The organism is Streptomyces sp. NPDC006332, assembly GCF_040612855.1.
Lineage (GTDB): Bacteria > Actinomycetota > Actinomycetes > Streptomycetales > Streptomycetaceae > Streptomyces.
In genome coordinates, this window is the sequence record NZ_JBEXRA010000003.1 from 19,576 (window position 1) to 34,723 (window position 15,148).

At 69.1% G+C, this 15,148-nt stretch carries 12 protein-coding genes; 5 read left to right on the forward strand and 7 right to left on the reverse strand.

What is annotated here, in order from left to right:
* Positions 1-19: 19 nt before the first annotated feature.
* Both ABZ027_RS03675 and ABZ027_RS03680 read left to right on the forward strand, forming a co-directional pair.
* The gene (locus ABZ027_RS03675) at positions 20-1,129 is read left to right on the forward strand and encodes an ImmA/IrrE family metallo-endopeptidase (protein WP_356764006.1); all 1,110 of its coding nucleotides are present in this window, start codon (positions 20-22) and stop codon (positions 1,127-1,129) included.
* Between the two features lie 4 nt (positions 1,130-1,133).
* A complete protein-coding gene (locus tag ABZ027_RS03680) occupies positions 1,134-2,360 on the forward strand; it encodes a hypothetical protein (protein ID WP_356764008.1) in 1,227 nt (408 codons plus the stop codon).
* Here ABZ027_RS03680 and ABZ027_RS03685 read toward each other — a convergent pair.
* From ABZ027_RS03685 to ABZ027_RS03695, 3 genes are all read right to left on the reverse strand, one after another.
* Positions 2,345-2,959 (reverse strand): hypothetical protein, encoded by a 615-nt coding sequence (locus tag ABZ027_RS03685; RefSeq protein WP_356764010.1) that lies wholly within the window; start codon positions 2,957-2,959, stop codon positions 2,345-2,347. The genes ABZ027_RS03680 and ABZ027_RS03685 overlap by 16 nt on opposite strands.
* Before the next feature lie 51 nt (positions 2,960-3,010).
* Positions 3,011-3,340 carry a hypothetical protein gene (locus ABZ027_RS03690; protein WP_356764012.1) on the reverse strand — a complete coding sequence of 110 codons (330 nt, stop codon included), beginning with the start codon at positions 3,338-3,340 and terminating at the stop codon, positions 3,011-3,013.
* Positions 3,341-3,423: 83 nt separating this feature from the next.
* On the reverse strand, positions 3,424-3,627 hold the full coding sequence (locus ABZ027_RS03695; RefSeq protein ID WP_356764014.1) for a hypothetical protein: 204 nt from the start codon (positions 3,625-3,627) through the stop codon (positions 3,424-3,426).
* A gap of 126 nt (positions 3,628-3,753) precedes the next feature.
* Between ABZ027_RS03695 and ABZ027_RS03700 the strand changes: the two genes are divergently transcribed.
* Together ABZ027_RS03700 and ABZ027_RS03705 are read left to right on the forward strand one after the other, a co-directional pair.
* Positions 3,754-6,144 carry a helix-turn-helix transcriptional regulator gene (locus tag ABZ027_RS03700; RefSeq protein WP_356764016.1) on the forward strand — a complete coding sequence of 797 codons (2,391 nt, stop codon included), beginning with the start codon at positions 3,754-3,756 and terminating at the stop codon, positions 6,142-6,144.
* 389 nt (positions 6,145-6,533) lie between these two features.
* On the forward strand, positions 6,534-7,334 hold the full coding sequence (locus tag ABZ027_RS03705; RefSeq protein WP_356764018.1) for a pentapeptide repeat-containing protein: 801 nt from the start codon (positions 6,534-6,536) through the stop codon (positions 7,332-7,334).
* A 57-nt stretch (positions 7,335-7,391) separates the two neighbouring features.
* Here the strand turns inward: ABZ027_RS03705 and ABZ027_RS03710 are convergent, their stop codons facing one another.
* The 4 genes from ABZ027_RS03710 to ABZ027_RS03725 are packed head-to-tail and all read right to left on the reverse strand — an operon-like array spanning position 7,392 to position 11,941.
* Entirely contained in the window at positions 7,392-8,156 is a 765-nt protein-coding gene (locus tag ABZ027_RS03710) for a TatD family hydrolase (RefSeq protein ID WP_356764020.1), read from the reverse strand.
* Positions 8,140-9,411: a hypothetical protein gene (locus tag ABZ027_RS03715; protein ID WP_356764022.1), complete on the reverse strand. Its 1,272-nt coding sequence runs from the start codon at positions 9,409-9,411 to the stop codon at positions 8,140-8,142. Before ABZ027_RS03715 ends, ABZ027_RS03710 begins: the two co-directional genes overlap by 17 nt.
* Entirely contained in the window at positions 9,408-10,247 is an 840-nt protein-coding gene (locus tag ABZ027_RS03720; protein WP_356764024.1) for a hypothetical protein, read from the reverse strand. Before ABZ027_RS03720 ends, ABZ027_RS03715 begins: the two co-directional genes overlap by 4 nt.
* On the reverse strand, positions 10,247-11,941 hold the full coding sequence (locus ABZ027_RS03725) for a P-loop NTPase fold protein (protein ID WP_356764026.1): 1,695 nt from the start codon (positions 11,939-11,941) through the stop codon (positions 10,247-10,249). Before ABZ027_RS03725 ends, ABZ027_RS03720 begins: the two co-directional genes overlap by 1 nt.
* 747 nt (positions 11,942-12,688) lie before the next feature.
* On the opposite strand from ABZ027_RS03725, the gene ABZ027_RS03730 reads away from it, so the two are divergent.
* Positions 12,689-15,085: a Helicase associated domain protein gene (locus ABZ027_RS03730; RefSeq protein ID WP_356764422.1), complete on the forward strand. Its 2,397-nt coding sequence runs from the start codon at positions 12,689-12,691 to the stop codon at positions 15,083-15,085.
* The last annotated feature ends 63 nt before the right edge of the window (positions 15,086-15,148 follow it).

The following is a 15,148-nucleotide window of genomic DNA, read 5'->3' on the forward strand; positions in this document are numbered from 1 at the left end:
TCTGAGGTGGTGGGGTGTGATGGCGTCCGGTGACCTGCAGGCGCATCCCGGCATGCTCGCGCTCGCGCGCGAGTCGCGGGGCATGACGCAGGTCGACGTGGCCGCCGCCATGACCAAGGCCGCGCCTGCCGGTGCCGCGATCGTGTCTCAGGGGTATGTCAGCCGCGCGGAGTCGGGACGCCTTGTTGTCGCCGACGAGCGTCTTCAGCTGTATGCCGCCGCCCTGGGTTACCCGGTGGACCTGCTGTGCCTGGATCCCCGGGTGAGCGGGGTGGGGGTGGGACTGATCCATCACCGCAAGAGAGCCTCACTGTCGTCCTCTGTGCTGCGCTGCATCCACGCCCAACTCGCCCTGGTGCGACTGCAGGTGACGGGTCTCGTGCAGGCCGCCGCGGCAGCGGACGTGCCGCACTCCTTCTCCCGCGTGCTCCTGGACGACTTCACGACAGCCAAGGACGCGGCCCGCCAGGTGCGCCGGGCCTGGGGCCTGCCCAGGGGGCCGGTAGCGGATGTGATCGCAGCGATCGAGGAGGCCGGCGGCCTGGTCGTGATGCGGAGTCTCGGCAGTGAGCTGCTGGACGCGGTCAGTCAGTGGGACGAACCCCAGGTCCCGCTGGTCCTGGTCAACGACCATGCGCCGGGCGATCGTTGCCGCTTCAGTGTCGCGCACGAGCTGGGCCATCTGGTGATGCATCCCGAGCCCGGCACGTCCAGCGAGCAGGAGAAGCAGGCCGACGCGTTTGCCGCGGAGTTCCTGATGCCCGCGGCCGATATCCGGCAGGCGTTCGCCGACGGTGTGGACTTGGCGCGGCTGGCGGAGCTCAAGCGCGTCTGGCGGGTGTCGATGAGCGCGCTGCTGCGGCGTGCGCTCACCCTGAACGCCATCACCGAATGGCAGTACCGCACGGTGATGGTGGAGATGTCGGCGCTCGGCTACCACACGGCCGAACCGGTCGAGGTGGAGCCGGAGCGGCCCACGCGCGTGCCGGCGCTGGTGGACGTCCTGTTGTCCGACCGGGGCCTGGCGATCGACGAGGCGGCCGCATGCGTCCGCCTGCTGCCTGAGGACTTCAAGCGCCTGTATGTGGCAGGCGACCGCTCGTTATCCCCTGAGCCGCTTCGAAGGTGAGGCCATGATCGACCCGTCTGCTCCGCTGCCGCGTCCGCGCTCCGATCTCACCGAGCCTCCTGACGTGCCGCAGGCCCTGTCCGGTGCGCTGAGCGTTCTGCAGGACCGCATGCTGCTGCAGGTGTCTCCTGCCCGTGTCGGTTTTCTGCGCGGACAGCTTGATGCGGGCCGCAGCGGGCTGGTGCTGTGCGGGAAGAACGCGTTGCGGAAGGCAAAGAGGCTGCGCGAGGAGGAACAGTTCAGCGGGCCGCTGCTGGTCGATCCGGCTGTGTACGAGGTGCGGGCGGCCAGCGAGGAGGAGGCGTTCCCGCCCGTGTCGGAGGAGACCTTCGCCTTCGACGATCCGCTTGAGGTGTCGCTGGCGGAGCAGCGGGCGGTCGGCGTTACCGCGCCGGTGACCCCGACCGGCTACATCCACGCCGAGGACTCCGATGCCCTCAAGGCGGCGGTGCGGCGGGTGGCCGATCTGGACGATGCGCAGGTCGTCTTCGCGGCGCCGGTCGACGTGGGCTGGCTGCGGGAAGAGGACGCGGTGCGGCAGCTGATCGCCTGTCTGCGGCTGGTGAAGGGGCCCAAGGCGATCATGCTGGGCGGGCAGATGGACCCTCTTGCGCGTCACGCACGGGCCGTCGACCACCTGCGGCGGGTGATCGAGGAAGTGCCGGGAGCGGCGTTGCTGCGCACCGATCTGGCAGCCTTCGGCGCGCTGGCCACGGGAGCCTCTTTCACATCGTTCGGTGCCGGCAGTCGGCTGCGGCACATTGTCGCTCCGGGCGAGAAGGCCAAGGCCAGCAAGGGCTTTTCGACGTCGCCGCACGTGCTGTTCGCCGAGCTGATGGACTTCTTCCTCGGCAAGACCCTGGCCGACCGCTTCGCCAGTGCGGAGGCTCCCGTCTGTGGCTGCGCGGTGTGCGAGGGGGTGTGGGCACTGGATGAATTCGCCAGCAATGCCGGTGAACGGCCGGCACGGGCCGCCGCACACAATGTGGCCGTGCTGATGGAGTGGCTGCGCACGCTGACCGCGATCACTCCCGGGCTGGCGCGCCAGCAGTGGTGGCACGAGCACTGCCGCACGGCGGTGGAGCGGTATCCACTGGTGAACGCGCAACTGCGGCAGCCAGACGCCTTCAAGGTGCCCCAGCAGCTGAAGCGGTGGGCGCTGGCCGCCCCAGCCTCGGTGGCGGACGCAGCGAACGGGCAGGCGACGGCCAACCATCAGCGCAGGAGCTGATACAGCTCCTCGACGAAACACCACGCGGCGGCGGTGTGCCGCTGCGGCCGGTACTCCTCCGGCGCGAGCAGCATCTCCACACCGTGCTCGGCGGCGAGGAACACGCCGATGCCGTAGAAGTCGGCCTCGGCCAGCAGCCCTTCCAACTGTGAGGGGCGGCGGGTGAGCAGCATGGCGCGGCGGCAGAACGGCGCGAACCGGCCCGCGTCCCGCAGTCCCTGGCGCCATCCGGCAGCGCGCACCACGGCCAGGTCCACACGCACCGGCCGGACCGCTCGCCGGGTCACCGTCGTCCGGTCACGGTCCGCGGCGCCCGCGGGCAGGGCGCGTACGGCCCGCCGCTGGCCGGCCTCGAGCGAGGCGAGGGGTACGGGGATGCCCACCGGCAGCGTCAGGAGGGTCTCCAGCGCCGCCATCCGATCCAGCCGTCCTGCGGCGGCGTGCTGGCGCCGGGCGTGCTCTGCGGCATCCAACCGGTGGAAGAACAGGGCCTCAGCGCCCTGCAGGGAGGCGGCCTTGGTCTGGGTGCCCGCCTCCAGCAGGGCGGCAGAAGCCGTCCGCACGGAACGGCCGATCACGGAGTTCGCCAAGGTCACCATGGCCTCCACCCTGCCTCACCGGGCTCCGGCCGCACGCAGCGGCCCCGCCGACTATCCAACCCGCATGGGTACGGACTGTTCTGCCAAACAGCTCAACAGGCCTTCGAGACACTGCCAGAGCGAATCGTTGTCGCTGCGCCGGTACCAGCGGCGCCGCTCCCCTGGCGCCCGCGGCAGCCGCTCGGCCAGCCCGGCCTCCACCAGCGCCCGGATCGGCGCCTGGTAGACACTCGCCGGAGCGTTGCGGGCAGCGGCAAGATCTCCCAGGCACACGCCCCGCTCGCCCGCTGCCGCCAGCGCCCCCATCAGCTCCGCCCGGTAGCGGTTGCCGAAGACCCGCACGGACACCTCACGCAACCGTTCCAAGACCTCTTGAGACATAATTCATGATCCGCTAATCGCTAATCTCATGTCAAGGGCGCGGCGCAACAGGTCATATCTGCCGACGGCATGCGTGCCATCGGTCAGGAGAAGGCGTTGGCCAGAGCGCTAGTGATCGTCGCCGCCAGGGTGAGGGTCGCGGCGAAGGCGAAGGCGGCGCGGGTGAGGGCGGCGGAGTAGGTAGCGTGCTCACGGCGGGCGAGATAGCCGGCTGCGCCGCCGATGAGAACGGCAACCAGGACGGTCATCGCGCATGCGAGCATGATCACGGCGGTGCGGTCGGACATGGGGGAACTCCTCTTCGGCCAGGGCGGGTTGTAGTGGGCGAGTGTCGTGAAGCGCCTGTCCGCCGTGGTGCGAGCGGACGAAGATGAACACCGGCGAACAGCCGACGGGAGGAGTAGGGCGAGCGAGTGACCACCCAGAGTTTCGAGGACCCGGCGGCAGCTCTGGGCGAGTTGCGTGGCCGCCTGGAGGCCGGGCTGGCTGCGGTAGGCCTGACGAAGACCATGCTCGCCCGCCGGGCCGGGCTGGGGCGTACGACCGTCAGCGAAGCGTTCAGCAGCGCAGCCGAGGTGCCGTCGACACAGACGGTGGGGGCACTGGCACGCGCCCTCGGTCTTGATCTTGGGCCGCTGCTGGCCCTGCGTACCGCCGCCGTCGGCGAGGCTGACGTCGTCGGCGAGGACGGGACGTCGGTCGGACGGCCGATCGCCCAGTGCAATCCCCACGACCTCGAAGTCCACCCGGCCTCCGCGCCCCCGCCAACGGGGGACGGAAGTTCACCGGTTGCGGCTGGGCAGCAGCGGGCGGCCTCCGCGTTGCCTGCATATGTTCGCCGCCCGCACGACAGGCAGCTGGCCGAGCTGGTTGCCGCCACGGTGTCGGATGGGCGCAGCAGGATGGCCGTGCTGGTCGGTTCGTCCTCGACCGGGAAGACGCGCGCCTGTTGGGAGGCGGTCCAGCCGCTGGCCGACGCGGGGTGGCGGCTGTGGCATCCCTTTGATCCCACCCGTGCCGAGGCGGCGCTCGCCGACCTCGCCCGGGTGGATCCGTGCACGGTGGTGTGGCTCAACGAGGCGCAGCACTATCTCGGCGCGGGCCGCGGGCTGGGCGAGCGCATCGGTGCCGCGCTGCATGCCCTGCTCACCGACCCGGCGCGAGGTCCGGTCTTGGTGCTGGGTACGTTGTGGCCCCAGTACGCCGAGGCGTACGCCACGATCCCCCGGGTCGGCGAGGAGGATCCGCATTCGCAGGTGCGGGAGTTGCTGTCTGGCCGGTTGATCCATCTGCCGGACAGCTTTGACGCGACCGCGGAAGCCGCTGCCCAGGCTCTGGCCGCCGCGGGCGACCGGCAACTTGCGCACGCTCTGGAAAGTGCAAGCGAAGGGCGGCTGACGCAGTTCCTTGCTGGAGCGCCTGAGTTGTTGCACCGCTACGAAACGGCCACGCCTGCGGCGCGGGCGGTCTTGGACGCAGCCGTGGACGCCCGCCGCCTGGGCTCTGGCCTCCACCAGCCTCTGTCCTTCCTGGAAGCAGCGGCGGAGGGCTACCTCACCGACGACGACTACGACACCCTGGCTGACAACTGGCTCGAGCAGGCCCTCGCCGATCTCAGCCGTCCCGTGCACGGCAACCTCGCTCCCCTCCGCCCCGTACGACCGCGCTCAGCACAACGCGTCCCCACCAGCCCGATGCCCGTCTACCGCCTCGCCGACTATCTCGAGCAGCACGGACGCAGTCAGCGGCAACTGCTGTGTCCTCCGGCCTCGTTCTGGCACGGAGCATGCGACCACCTCACCGCTTCTGACGATCGAGTCGCCCTCGGTGAAGAGGCACGGCTGCGTTGGCGGTTGTGGATAGCGGCCGAGCTCTTCCGGGCCCCGGCCGCGACCGGCCACCCACAAGCGCTGCTGGGACTCGCGCGCATCCACTACACCCTGGGCAGTGATCAGCATGCCGAGGACCTGTACGGGCTGGCCGCGGACGCCGGATCCGTCGCTGCCCTCACCGACTTGTACTGGAAGCGGATGCGGGCGGGCGACGAGGACGCCGCCCGCTTGTTCGACCAGCGGGCCGCCGACGCCGGCGATCTCATCGCGACCCTTCGCATCTCGTCGGAGAACACATCGGAAGAAGAACGAGCGGCAGGGGAGGAGGAGTTCGCTGCCGAACAGACAGCGGCGGCGGCCGCCGCCGGTTACGCCACCGTGGTGGACTACCTGACCGCGCTGACAGAGGACTCCTGGACCGACACGGGCTACGCGCGGCTACGCCGCCAGGCTTACGACAACGCTTGCGAAGATCCCTACGACTACCTGTCCCTTCTGTGGTCTAGGACCGGCAACGACGAGGTCAGGGAGCGTCTTTACGAAGCAGCAGCCGCTACAGGTCACCCGGAGGCGCTGTACCAGCTGGCTATCCAGAAGTCCGAGTCCGAAGAACGTGCTGCCGCCATAGACCTGGCTTCCAGAGCAGCAAGGACCGGCCACATCAAGGCGGCGCAACTGCTTGCCTGGGAGCTGGAAGAAGCGGAAGACGCCGCAGGAGCGGAATACTGGCACCGACGAATGGCTGACTACGGCGACGACGAACACCTCATGGCCGTGGCACGTCTACGGCAGCAGGCCCACAACACGGCGGGCGCTCTGGCCGTGTACCGGGAGGCAGCGGGGACAGCAGGCGTTGACCTTGTCCACTGTCTCAACTGGGCCCAGGACACCGCGTGGCAGGACCTGTGCCCGTACGGCCTTGACCCCGACGGCACCCCCAGCGCTCCATGGCAAGCGCCACTGCCCGGCTGACTAGCCTGGACAAGGCGCTGGCACACCGCCGTCGCCAGTGAGATTTCAGTCATGTCGCCACTTGGCGGCGGAGGCTGACGCTGTGAGGGCCAGTCGCCCGCCGGATGCCTAGCGCGACGGGCCATGCCCCCTGTCCGGCCAGCTACTCGACGTCGGGCTTGACGCCGGGTTCATCAGCACCTGCACCAAGCCGCGTCAGCCTGGTGACAACTCCCCGGGGGCAGCCCAGGGCCAGAGCCAGGTGAGAGCGTACAGCGCCAGCGCAGGGCCGCGGTGCGAGTCGCGTGTGCCGGCTGTGGCCTGACGCGTCCGAGGGTGGCGGTGTGCGCGATGTCGGCCGAGCACGGTAGAAACATCGCATGTGGTGGAAAAGAGCACGGTGGACTGCCGTGGCGGTCGTCAGTGTGGCGCTGCTGGCCGGAGTGTTGGCTGTTGTCTTCACTCCGCTCACGCGGCGTCTGACCCGCTGGGTGACGAGCGGCGATTGGTCCCATCTGGACGCTGCTGCTCGGGCAGCGGCCGTGGGCCAGCTCCGTCTGGCCGTCGTGCAGGTGGTCGCTGCCGTCGGGGCTGCCATCGCCCTGACCTATACGGTCCGTACCTTCCGGCTCAGTCGCCGGGGCCAGGTCACCGACCGCTTCACCAAGGCGCTGGAGCGGCTGAGTTCGGGCGAGGCGTATGTGCGCATCGGAGGCGTCCTGGCGATGGAGCAGATCGTGCAGGACGCCCCGGATCAGGGCGATCACGCGGCGCGGGTGCTGAATGCGTTCGTACGCCGTCATGCACCAGCCGCCGAGTCGGTTGCGCTGGAGGCGGGGAAGTTGCCGAAGGAGCCGGAGGAGCAGGTCCAGGAGGCGCTGCGCGCGCTGACGGTGAAGCGACCCTGGCACGGTGGCCCACGCAGGCCGGTGGACCTGGCCGGCCTCCATCTGAAGGGGGCTCGGCTCCGGGACGCGCAGCTGGGCGGGGCCCTGCTGAAGGGGGCCACACTTACCGGAGTGGACCTGCGGGGCGCCGTCCTCAAGGACGCCGACCTGTCGGATGCCGATCTGACCCGGGCCGATCTGTCCACCGCACGGGGGCTGAGCGAGGCGCAGCTCCTTGGGGCCGGTAGCCTGCGCGGATGTCGTCTGCCGTCGGCGCTTGCCGCCCGGGCTGCGGTCGCCGGCCGCGTCGGCGCGGGCGAGTAGGACCCTGTGGGGTTCGGGTGCCGAGGCCGCGAGTGGCAGGTACAGGCCAGTTTGGGGTCAAGCTTCCAGAGCCCAGTCGGCGATGGGTTCCGGCAGGCGGTCCAGCACCTGCGTGCGGGTGGTCAGTTCCCGCAGGTTCTGCCAGAAGCGGCGTCTGATCAGCTGGGGGGTCGTGTCGTGGAGCTGGGCCAGCCGCTGTTCCAGCGGGTCGACGACTCCCGGGCGGGTCGCGCCGGTGGCGCGTCTGCTGGCGGGAAAGTCGGTCTCGGGCAGCAGGCGGTGCAAAGGCAGTGCGGAGAGGGTGTCGTCGGGCATAGCGGCGTTCACCGAGAAGTATGCGCCCAGGCTGATGGCCTGTTTCCGCTCGGCCGCGCTGCCCAGGAACCAGTGCAGGATGATGCCCGGGTGCGGACGGCTGGTGAGCAGGTCCAGCAGGGGGCCGGTGCGTCCGCTGCTGTGCAGGGAGAGGATGACCGGCTCGTCGCGTGCGGCGTCGAGAATCTGGGTGAGCACCGCGCGTTGTGTCTGGAGGCTGCCGCGGCGGTCGAGTCCGACTTCCCCGATGAGGCAGGTCTGCTTCAGCGTGGTGGCGAACTGCCGTGGCTGGAAGGCCTTGAGGGCGGCGGGGACCGCGGGGTGGGCGCCGCTGCCCCAGACCAGCGTGGTGTCCTGGCGCCGCAGGGCGTGGGTGGTCTCGGCCGGTGTGCGGGTCATGGCGAATACGACGGCCCCCTTGAGCGCGCCGATCTGGGCGTCGGTCACGTCGGGGGCGATGTGGGCGTGGCAATCCAGCGCGGGCAGTTCGTCAGGGAAGAGGGACACGGCTCAGTTCCTGGAGGCCGCGCTGGCACAGGTCCACGACGGCGTCGAAGTCGGTCTGGAGGGGCAGATCGCCGACGGCGAGGATATCGGTGTCGTCGATGCCGCTGAGGATGGCCTGTTGGACATCGCGGACGTCTTTGCGGCGGTTGCTGAGCAGACGCCGGTGGCTGGTGCCCTTCAGGCGGTGAACGAGGTAGACGGTGGAATCGTGGTACGGACCGGTGGTGAAGGATCCGCGGCGCACCAGACAGGCCACGCACAGGCCGCAGTTGAGGTTGGCGTCGCCGCCTGGGTAGAAGCCTCCGTCGAGCTTGCCGCAGGACAGCGTGTCGGCGGCCGCGGCGAGCAGCGCGTCTCCGGTCTGCTCGTGGGCCCGTGCCAGCAGTTCACCCTTGGTGCAGTTCAGGTAGGGGTTGGTGATCTGGACGGAGAGGCCTGCATCGGTCAGCAGGACGTTGAGGCGGCTGAAGGTTCCGGGGTGCGTGGACCGGGTGGACAGGGCGCCGCCGCGGGCTGCGGTGAGTGGCGGGTTGATGCTGGTGAAGCCGTTCTCGGGCACCGTGACCTGTGGGCTTGAGGCGCTGGCCGCGGTCGCGGCTGCGAGGGCGGCGAACAGCAGGCTCCGGCTGCGCGAGGAGGGTTCCGGAGACGGGCCGACCTGGCAGATCTTGATGCTGAGGTGCCGCAGGGGGTGGGCGGCGCGGCTCTGCAGCCAGGTGCCGGCCTTGGTCTGTGCGCCGCGCACTGCGGTGCTGCCGTCGTAGTGGCTCAGGTGGATTCGTTCCCTGCCGTCCGCCAGGTGGTCGACGGCACCGCACAGGGAGTCGAGGCCACCACTGAGGAGCATGACGTCGTCGGCCGGTACCAGGGGGGTCAGCGTGCGGTCCGTGGGCGTGGCCGGCACGGCGTGCAGGTGCCACACGTCGCCGGTGAGCCAGTGCAGCAGCTCTTCGACGCGTTGCCCGCACGTGCTGTTCCAGGGTTCGGGGTTCACCGTGTGGACGGTGAGCTCGATCGTCCTGACGAACGTGAGGGGGCGGCGGACGGTGCGGTCGGCGAGGTAGGCGGAGGCGGCGATGCGGGCCAGGTCGGCGGCCGCGGTGGGGGCGGGCCCGATCAGGTCCAGGTCCCATCCCAGGGTGCCGGTCACCTTCGGTGGGGCGTCGTCGGCGCGGGTGCGGGCCCAGTGCAGGGGTGTGGCGGAGGGGTTGTGCTGCTGGGCGTCGTGCGGCAGCACTTCGATGGCGGTGGTCATGAGCGTCGTGCGCGCAGCATGCGCAGTGCCTCCCCGGTCACCTTGGCTGCTGTAGCGGAGAACTCCCCCACGGTCATGCGTTGCATGTCGGGGATGACGAGACGCTTGAGTCGGCGCTCCAACCAGGAACGGAGCCATCGCTGTTTGCGGATCGCCCCCTGCGCGCTCAAGTTCCCCTGCGCCTTTTGGGATCCCAGTTCGACCAGGGACAGCTCGTAGATCCATTCGATGACGAGTCCTCGCAGCCCCTCTTGCATGGCAGGCGGCTCGGCATCGAGGAGCACAGCCTTGACCCATCTGGTGGCGGCCTTTCGCAGGGCCGCTTCGTCCGGGTGGCCCGCGTCGCCGAGCACCGCCTGCAGGATACGGGCGATCTGCGCCCGTGGTCCCAGACGGCGCAGTTCCGCGAGATCGAGGCCGAGTTCCTGCAGGCGGGCTGCATCACCGCTGCGCAGCGCGTAGGCGCCGGCGATCGCGGCCGCCCCGCGGGCGGAGCCTTTGAGGACCTGCCGTCGTGAACCTGCGCCGGCTCTTCCGGTAGGTGTCTGTGTCCCCCCGCCGCCTCCTCCCCCGCCGCCGCCTCCGGGGGAGGCGAGCAGCGCGGAAAGTGGATACCCGGCGGCCGGTGGTCTCCCACGGTCCGCGTCGTCCTTCTGCAGGGCCGTGGACAGAGCGTCGAGCAGATGGTCGAGCAGATGCTGCTGGCCCTCCGCAGGGTCGGGTAGGTCTCCTGAACCGGTGTCGGATGGCGTGGAGCCGGGCAGAGCGTCGAAGGCCTCGTGGGCTTCTTGCCAGTCCGCCGTGCCGCTGCCTCCGTAGGAGCCCGAGGTGCCCATCAGGCCTCCCGTGCCATCTGTGCTGCTTCTTGCACCGCCGGCTCGATGTCGGTTGCCTCAGCCAGCCGGGGGATCAGCGCCCGCAGCTCGTCCACATCGCTGGCGTCCAGGTCGACCACGGCACCGGGCAGGAGGTATTTGCGCACCTCCCACAGGCCCTGCGCGATGTCGGCCCGCAGCTCGGGTGTGTGTATCGCTATATGAGCGAGGGATTCGACCAGCGGGTCGGTTTCCGTCTCCCGGCGTGCCCGCTGAATCAGCGCATGAACGACGGCCTGCTGGTCGGCTACGGGCGCGGCCACGATCTCTGCCTGGGCGCCGCTACGGTGCGTGTCTGAGGCACTGGCCAGGTCGCTCGTCCAGGAGAGCTGCTGCTGTGTCAGAGAGGCTGCGGCAGTGAGGCTCACGAGGGACGCGGCCAGGCTCAGGTACGGGCCGATCGGGGCGTCGACGAGGTCGGGGTCGGATGCGGCCCACTCCCTGCTCATCTCGCTGACCTCGTCGGGCTTGTCGTGCTGCTCGCCGCGTCCCCAGGCCTGCCAGCGTTCCAGCAGTTTGCTGCGCTGGGTCTCCTGGAGGCCGGCGAGGGTCTCGAAGTCCTTGCTGTGGCTGTCCTCCAGCAGCATGAGCTTGGCGATCACCGAGGCATCGATATCGATGCCGTGTCGTTCGGCGATCCGGGTACGCAGCGCGAACGCGTTCAGGAACCGCTTGATGCTGCGGGGACTGCCCGACCGGTGGGTTGACAGGCCGGTGGCGAGCCGGCTGGCCAACCCCACGGTGGCGGCATCGGGTTCCCACGGCAGGCCCTGCATGTCGGCCAGGACGGGTGACAGGCCCTGAGCGCGCCGCTGTTGGGCGTGCCCGATCAGCTGCGTGTAGTGGTCTGCCTCGGGGCAGCGCCGTTCGGACAGCAGGAGCGTGATGTAGGCGGCGGCCTCGTCCGTGCTGATGCGTGGCAGCGACAGCGGCAGTTGGACGATCTTTTCCAGGTAGCGGAGCGCGAACTGTTCGCCGCGGCCGGTGGCGTCGAGGCTGACGGCGATGGACTCCCGCACCATCTCCTGGTCGGCTGCCAGAACGAAGGCAACCTTCTCCACGGACAGGAACAGCTTGATGGCCTCCAGGGTGGCCATCACTGCATCCGGCAGACACCGGTCGAGGTCGTCCACCAACACAACGAGCCGCTGCAGCGGCGCCAGGCCCTTCAGCAGCTTGGCGAACTCACTGCGGAAACCTGCCAGGCTCCGGGCGTTCTCCTTCGACCGGGGTGTGAGCGCTTCGACGAGCTCAGCTGTCTGCGCCACCAGTCTGCCGCGGGCCATGCTGGAGGCGACCCGTGACCAACTGATGCGTTGAAGCAGGTCGTTGACGGAGTCACTGAGCTCTTCGTCCGGGTAGGCCGTAAGCAGGTCCTGTAGGACTTCACCGATGACAGCGCCGCGCACATCGAACTGGTCGTCGAACTCCCAGGGATCGAGGCGAATGACACGGTATCCGGGCTGCTGGCCCAGCTCACGCTGCAGGAGACCCAGGACGGTGGATTTCCCTCCACCCCAGGGAGCGTTGATCCCGATGGTCACAGGGTCCAAAGACGGAGACTGCAAGGCCGCCACGACGGTCTCGACGATCGAGGTGAACCCCAGAAGGTCAACCTTCGTCGGGTTGTCGTCCCACAACTGCAGCTCGCTCATCATTGCCCCCGACAAGCTCGTCCCTCTTCGCCACCGTCCGGCCGCGCCGTCGAAGAGCGTCACCCGGGAGCGGCCTCGGGTGATCGAGCACGTCCATAAGAGTTCAGCGCCCCACCACCGCACCGTTCTCGTCAGCACCATGCATATCACAGCACTGCCGCACCCCCAGGAAGCGACACACTGCCCGAAATGCCGCAGGCAGCAGCCCGTATCTCCCGTCGCACGCGGGCGATACGGTCGCACTCACCCGCCGTGAAGAGGACGAGCAGCTTTGGGTGCCGTGGCGTCCGGCTGGAACGCGCCTCAGAAACACGCAACCGGGTCGCAACAGCCATCACCAAACGGACACCGATACCTGAACGGCGCGCGCACCTCTCTGGCCCCGAACGTCACGCACAACCTGCACAGCGGCTGCACCGGCAACAAGCCCTTCTGGTGCCCCAACGCCGTGCATGACTTCGCCACCATCACGAACGTCCCCCGTCCCCGGCCCTCCTACCACGCACCCGGCAGTCGGGAACCGGGACATTGACGTGGCATCCGCCCCCACGACCCTCCGTCGCCGCACCCTCTGCAACGCCCTGACCTGCGCAAGTAGCGCGAAATTTACAAGGATTCCCGAGGTATTCGTGACTTTCCAGCTTCATCACGGGATTACAAGACCGCAGCACCGCATACCTCTAGTCAAAGAAGCACGATCCGTAGCTCTAGCTGGTCAGACGGCACACCCCTGCACGCTGAGAAAGTCTGACTCAGAGACGGGTTTCCAGGTCACAAGCCTGTAGGAGGCGCACAGAAGCCGGGAACTCACACCGTGTGCTGGTCCTCGTGCCCTCGCTGGACCTCCTCGCCCAGACCGAGACCGCCTGGCGCGAGGGAGGCCGCACCGGCCCGATGATCGGAGTCTCGTCCCTGCGCGGGGAGGAAGCGTCCTTCCCCAACACCACTGACGTGGACGAGCTGGTGGAGTGGACCCGCCACCTGGACAAGGTCACTGTGTTCGCCACGTACGCCTCGCTCGGGCTGGGCACGCTGGAACGCGCGCACGCCGCCGGCCTGCCGGGGTGGTCGCTGATCATCGTGGACGAGGCGCACAGGGTTTCGGGCAGGATCGGCAGGCCGTGGGCAGTCGTCCACGACAACACCCGCATCCCCGCCCTGCGCCGCCTCTACATGACGGCCACGCCGCGGCTGTGGCAGCTCGACGAGGACGCCGGACAGGGCGCGCCGGGCGAGTTGGTGGCCTCGATGGACGACGATCCGGACGGGCCGTTCGGCAGCAGGTGTTTCACCTTGACGCTGTCGGAGGCGATCGACCGGGGCATCTGTGCGCCGTACCGGGTGGTGTGCGTGGACATCACCGACACCCAGCTCCAGGCCGCCCAGCTACTCGGGGAGGACGCACGGTCCGAGCACGTCCGCGGGGCCCGGCTCGCCGCCCTGCAGACCGCCCTGGTGAAAGCATCGGCCGAGGAAGGCTTCCGCAGGACGCTCGTCTTCCACCATCAGGTCCGCGAGGCCGAAGCGTTCGCGGCCGGTCTCCCTGACGTCGTCGCGCAGCTGCGCGACGCGGACCCTGAGATGTACCCGAAGACGGTCTGGGCCAACTGGCTGTGCGGCGACCACAAGCCTCTCTACCGGCGCCGCGTCCTGGGTGAGTTCTCCAGAGGAATCGCCACAGACGGCACCGTCGTCGAGAAGACCTTTCTGAGCAGCGTTCGAATTCTCGGCGAGGGCGTCGACACCCGACACTGCGACTCCGTGTACTTCGCGGACGTACGCGGCTCCATGCCCGACCTCGTCCAGGCCGTCGGCCGCGCACTGCGCATGCACCCCGGCGAGGGCAAGGTCGCCGCCCTCGTCGTACCTGTGCTGCTCGGGCCCGGAGAGACAGCCGACAACATGCTCACCAGCCGGGCATACGGCGGCCTGGCCAGACTTCTGGAAGCGCTGAGGGCACACGATGCCCGCATCGTGGAGGCATTGGCCGAACCGCAGACACAGAGCCACGTCAGGGGTGTTCAGAGCCGCAGCGGGGCGGAAAGCGAGGGAGCCGAGAGTGACCGAAGCGACCGACTCTCGGTGCCCGCCCGGGAACTGCTGAAGTTCAGCACGCCACGTGACCCCGCGCAGCTGGCGGCGTTCATCAACCTGCGGGTTCTCAACCCCGAACACCAGCACTGGCGACGCGGCATTGAAGCCGCCACCATCTACAACCGGCTCCACGGCGACCTGAAAGTGCCCTTCACCTACCGCGTCCCCGAGCACGGGGACCAGAAGGCCAAACCAGAGGGGTGGCCAGTCGTCCTCGCCTCCTTCCCACTGGGGCAATGGATCGCCGACGCCAGGCGCTTCTACGCCCGCGGCAGCATGGACAAGGACCGCGTCGCCCAGCTGGAAAGGCTGGGCATGATCTGGTCACACTTCGACGTCGCTTGGGAAGAGGGCCTCGCGGTCGCGCGCGGGTGGGCCGCCGAACACGGCCACCTCCTTGCGCCGTTGGACGCCGCCTTCCAGGGCGCGAAAGTGGGCATCTGGTTGAAAAACGCGCGGGCCGCAGCCCGGAAGGCTGCCGAGATCGCACGGCGTCGTGCCGAGGGCCTGCCGGTTCAGTCGTCGGCCGGCGCCTTGTCGGACGAGCGGCGCGAGCAGCTCGAGGGCATCGACCCATCCTGGTGCCCTACCTGGCCAGTGGAATGGCAGCGCGCCTTCCACCTCACCCGACAACACCTCGAAGCCGACGGCGCACTGCCCACCGGGCCGGGTGACGTCGTATGCCAGGGCGAGGACCTCGGACGGTGGGTGCGCGCCCAGCGTCTGGGCTGGGACAAGCTCACCGGGGTGCAGCAGTGGATGCTGGGGCAGGTCCTCGGGATCACTCCCGGGAGCGAGGAGGAGAAGCCGAAGCCGCGCCGTACGCAGGCCGGCAAGTGGGATATGAACTACGAGGCTGCCAAGCAGTTCTATGAGCGCGAGGGACACCTCCAGGTCCCGAGGAAGCACATCGAACGGATCGCAGGCGAAGACCAGGAGGAACGAGAGCACAAGCTGGGGGCCTGGATCGGGAATCAGCGGAGCAGGGCCGTGACGCTGGCCCCGGAACGGGTCGAACAGCTCTCCGCCATCGGCATGCGCTGGACATAGGCAGTGCAAGGCACACGGTCGGGTCGCCGGTGAGCTGCGGGTAGTCCGTCGTCATTCGGGTGG

Coding starts and splice junctions, on each gene's coding strand:
- ABZ027_RS03720 (WP_356764024.1), bottom strand. CDS start 10,247: ATGGGCACCTCGGGCTCCTACGGAGGCAGCGGCACGGCGGACTGGCAA.
- ABZ027_RS03685 (WP_356764010.1), bottom strand. CDS start 2,959: ATGGTGACCTTGGCGAACTCCGTGATCGGCCGTTCCGTGCGGACGGCT.
- ABZ027_RS03675 (WP_356764006.1), top strand. CDS start 20: ATGGCGTCCGGTGACCTGCAGGCGCATCCCGGCATGCTCGCGCTCGCG.
- ABZ027_RS03690 (WP_356764012.1), bottom strand. CDS start 3,340: ATGTCTCAAGAGGTCTTGGAACGGTTGCGTGAGGTGTCCGTGCGGGTC.
- ABZ027_RS03695 (WP_356764014.1), bottom strand. CDS start 3,627: ATGTCCGACCGCACCGCCGTGATCATGCTCGCATGCGCGATGACCGTC.
- ABZ027_RS03715 (WP_356764022.1), bottom strand. CDS start 9,411: ATGACCACCGCCATCGAAGTGCTGCCGCACGACGCCCAGCAGCACAAC.
- ABZ027_RS03680 (WP_356764008.1), top strand. CDS start 1,134: ATGATCGACCCGTCTGCTCCGCTGCCGCGTCCGCGCTCCGATCTCACC.
- ABZ027_RS03725 (WP_356764026.1), bottom strand. CDS start 11,941: ATGAGCGAGCTGCAGTTGTGGGACGACAACCCGACGAAGGTTGACCTT.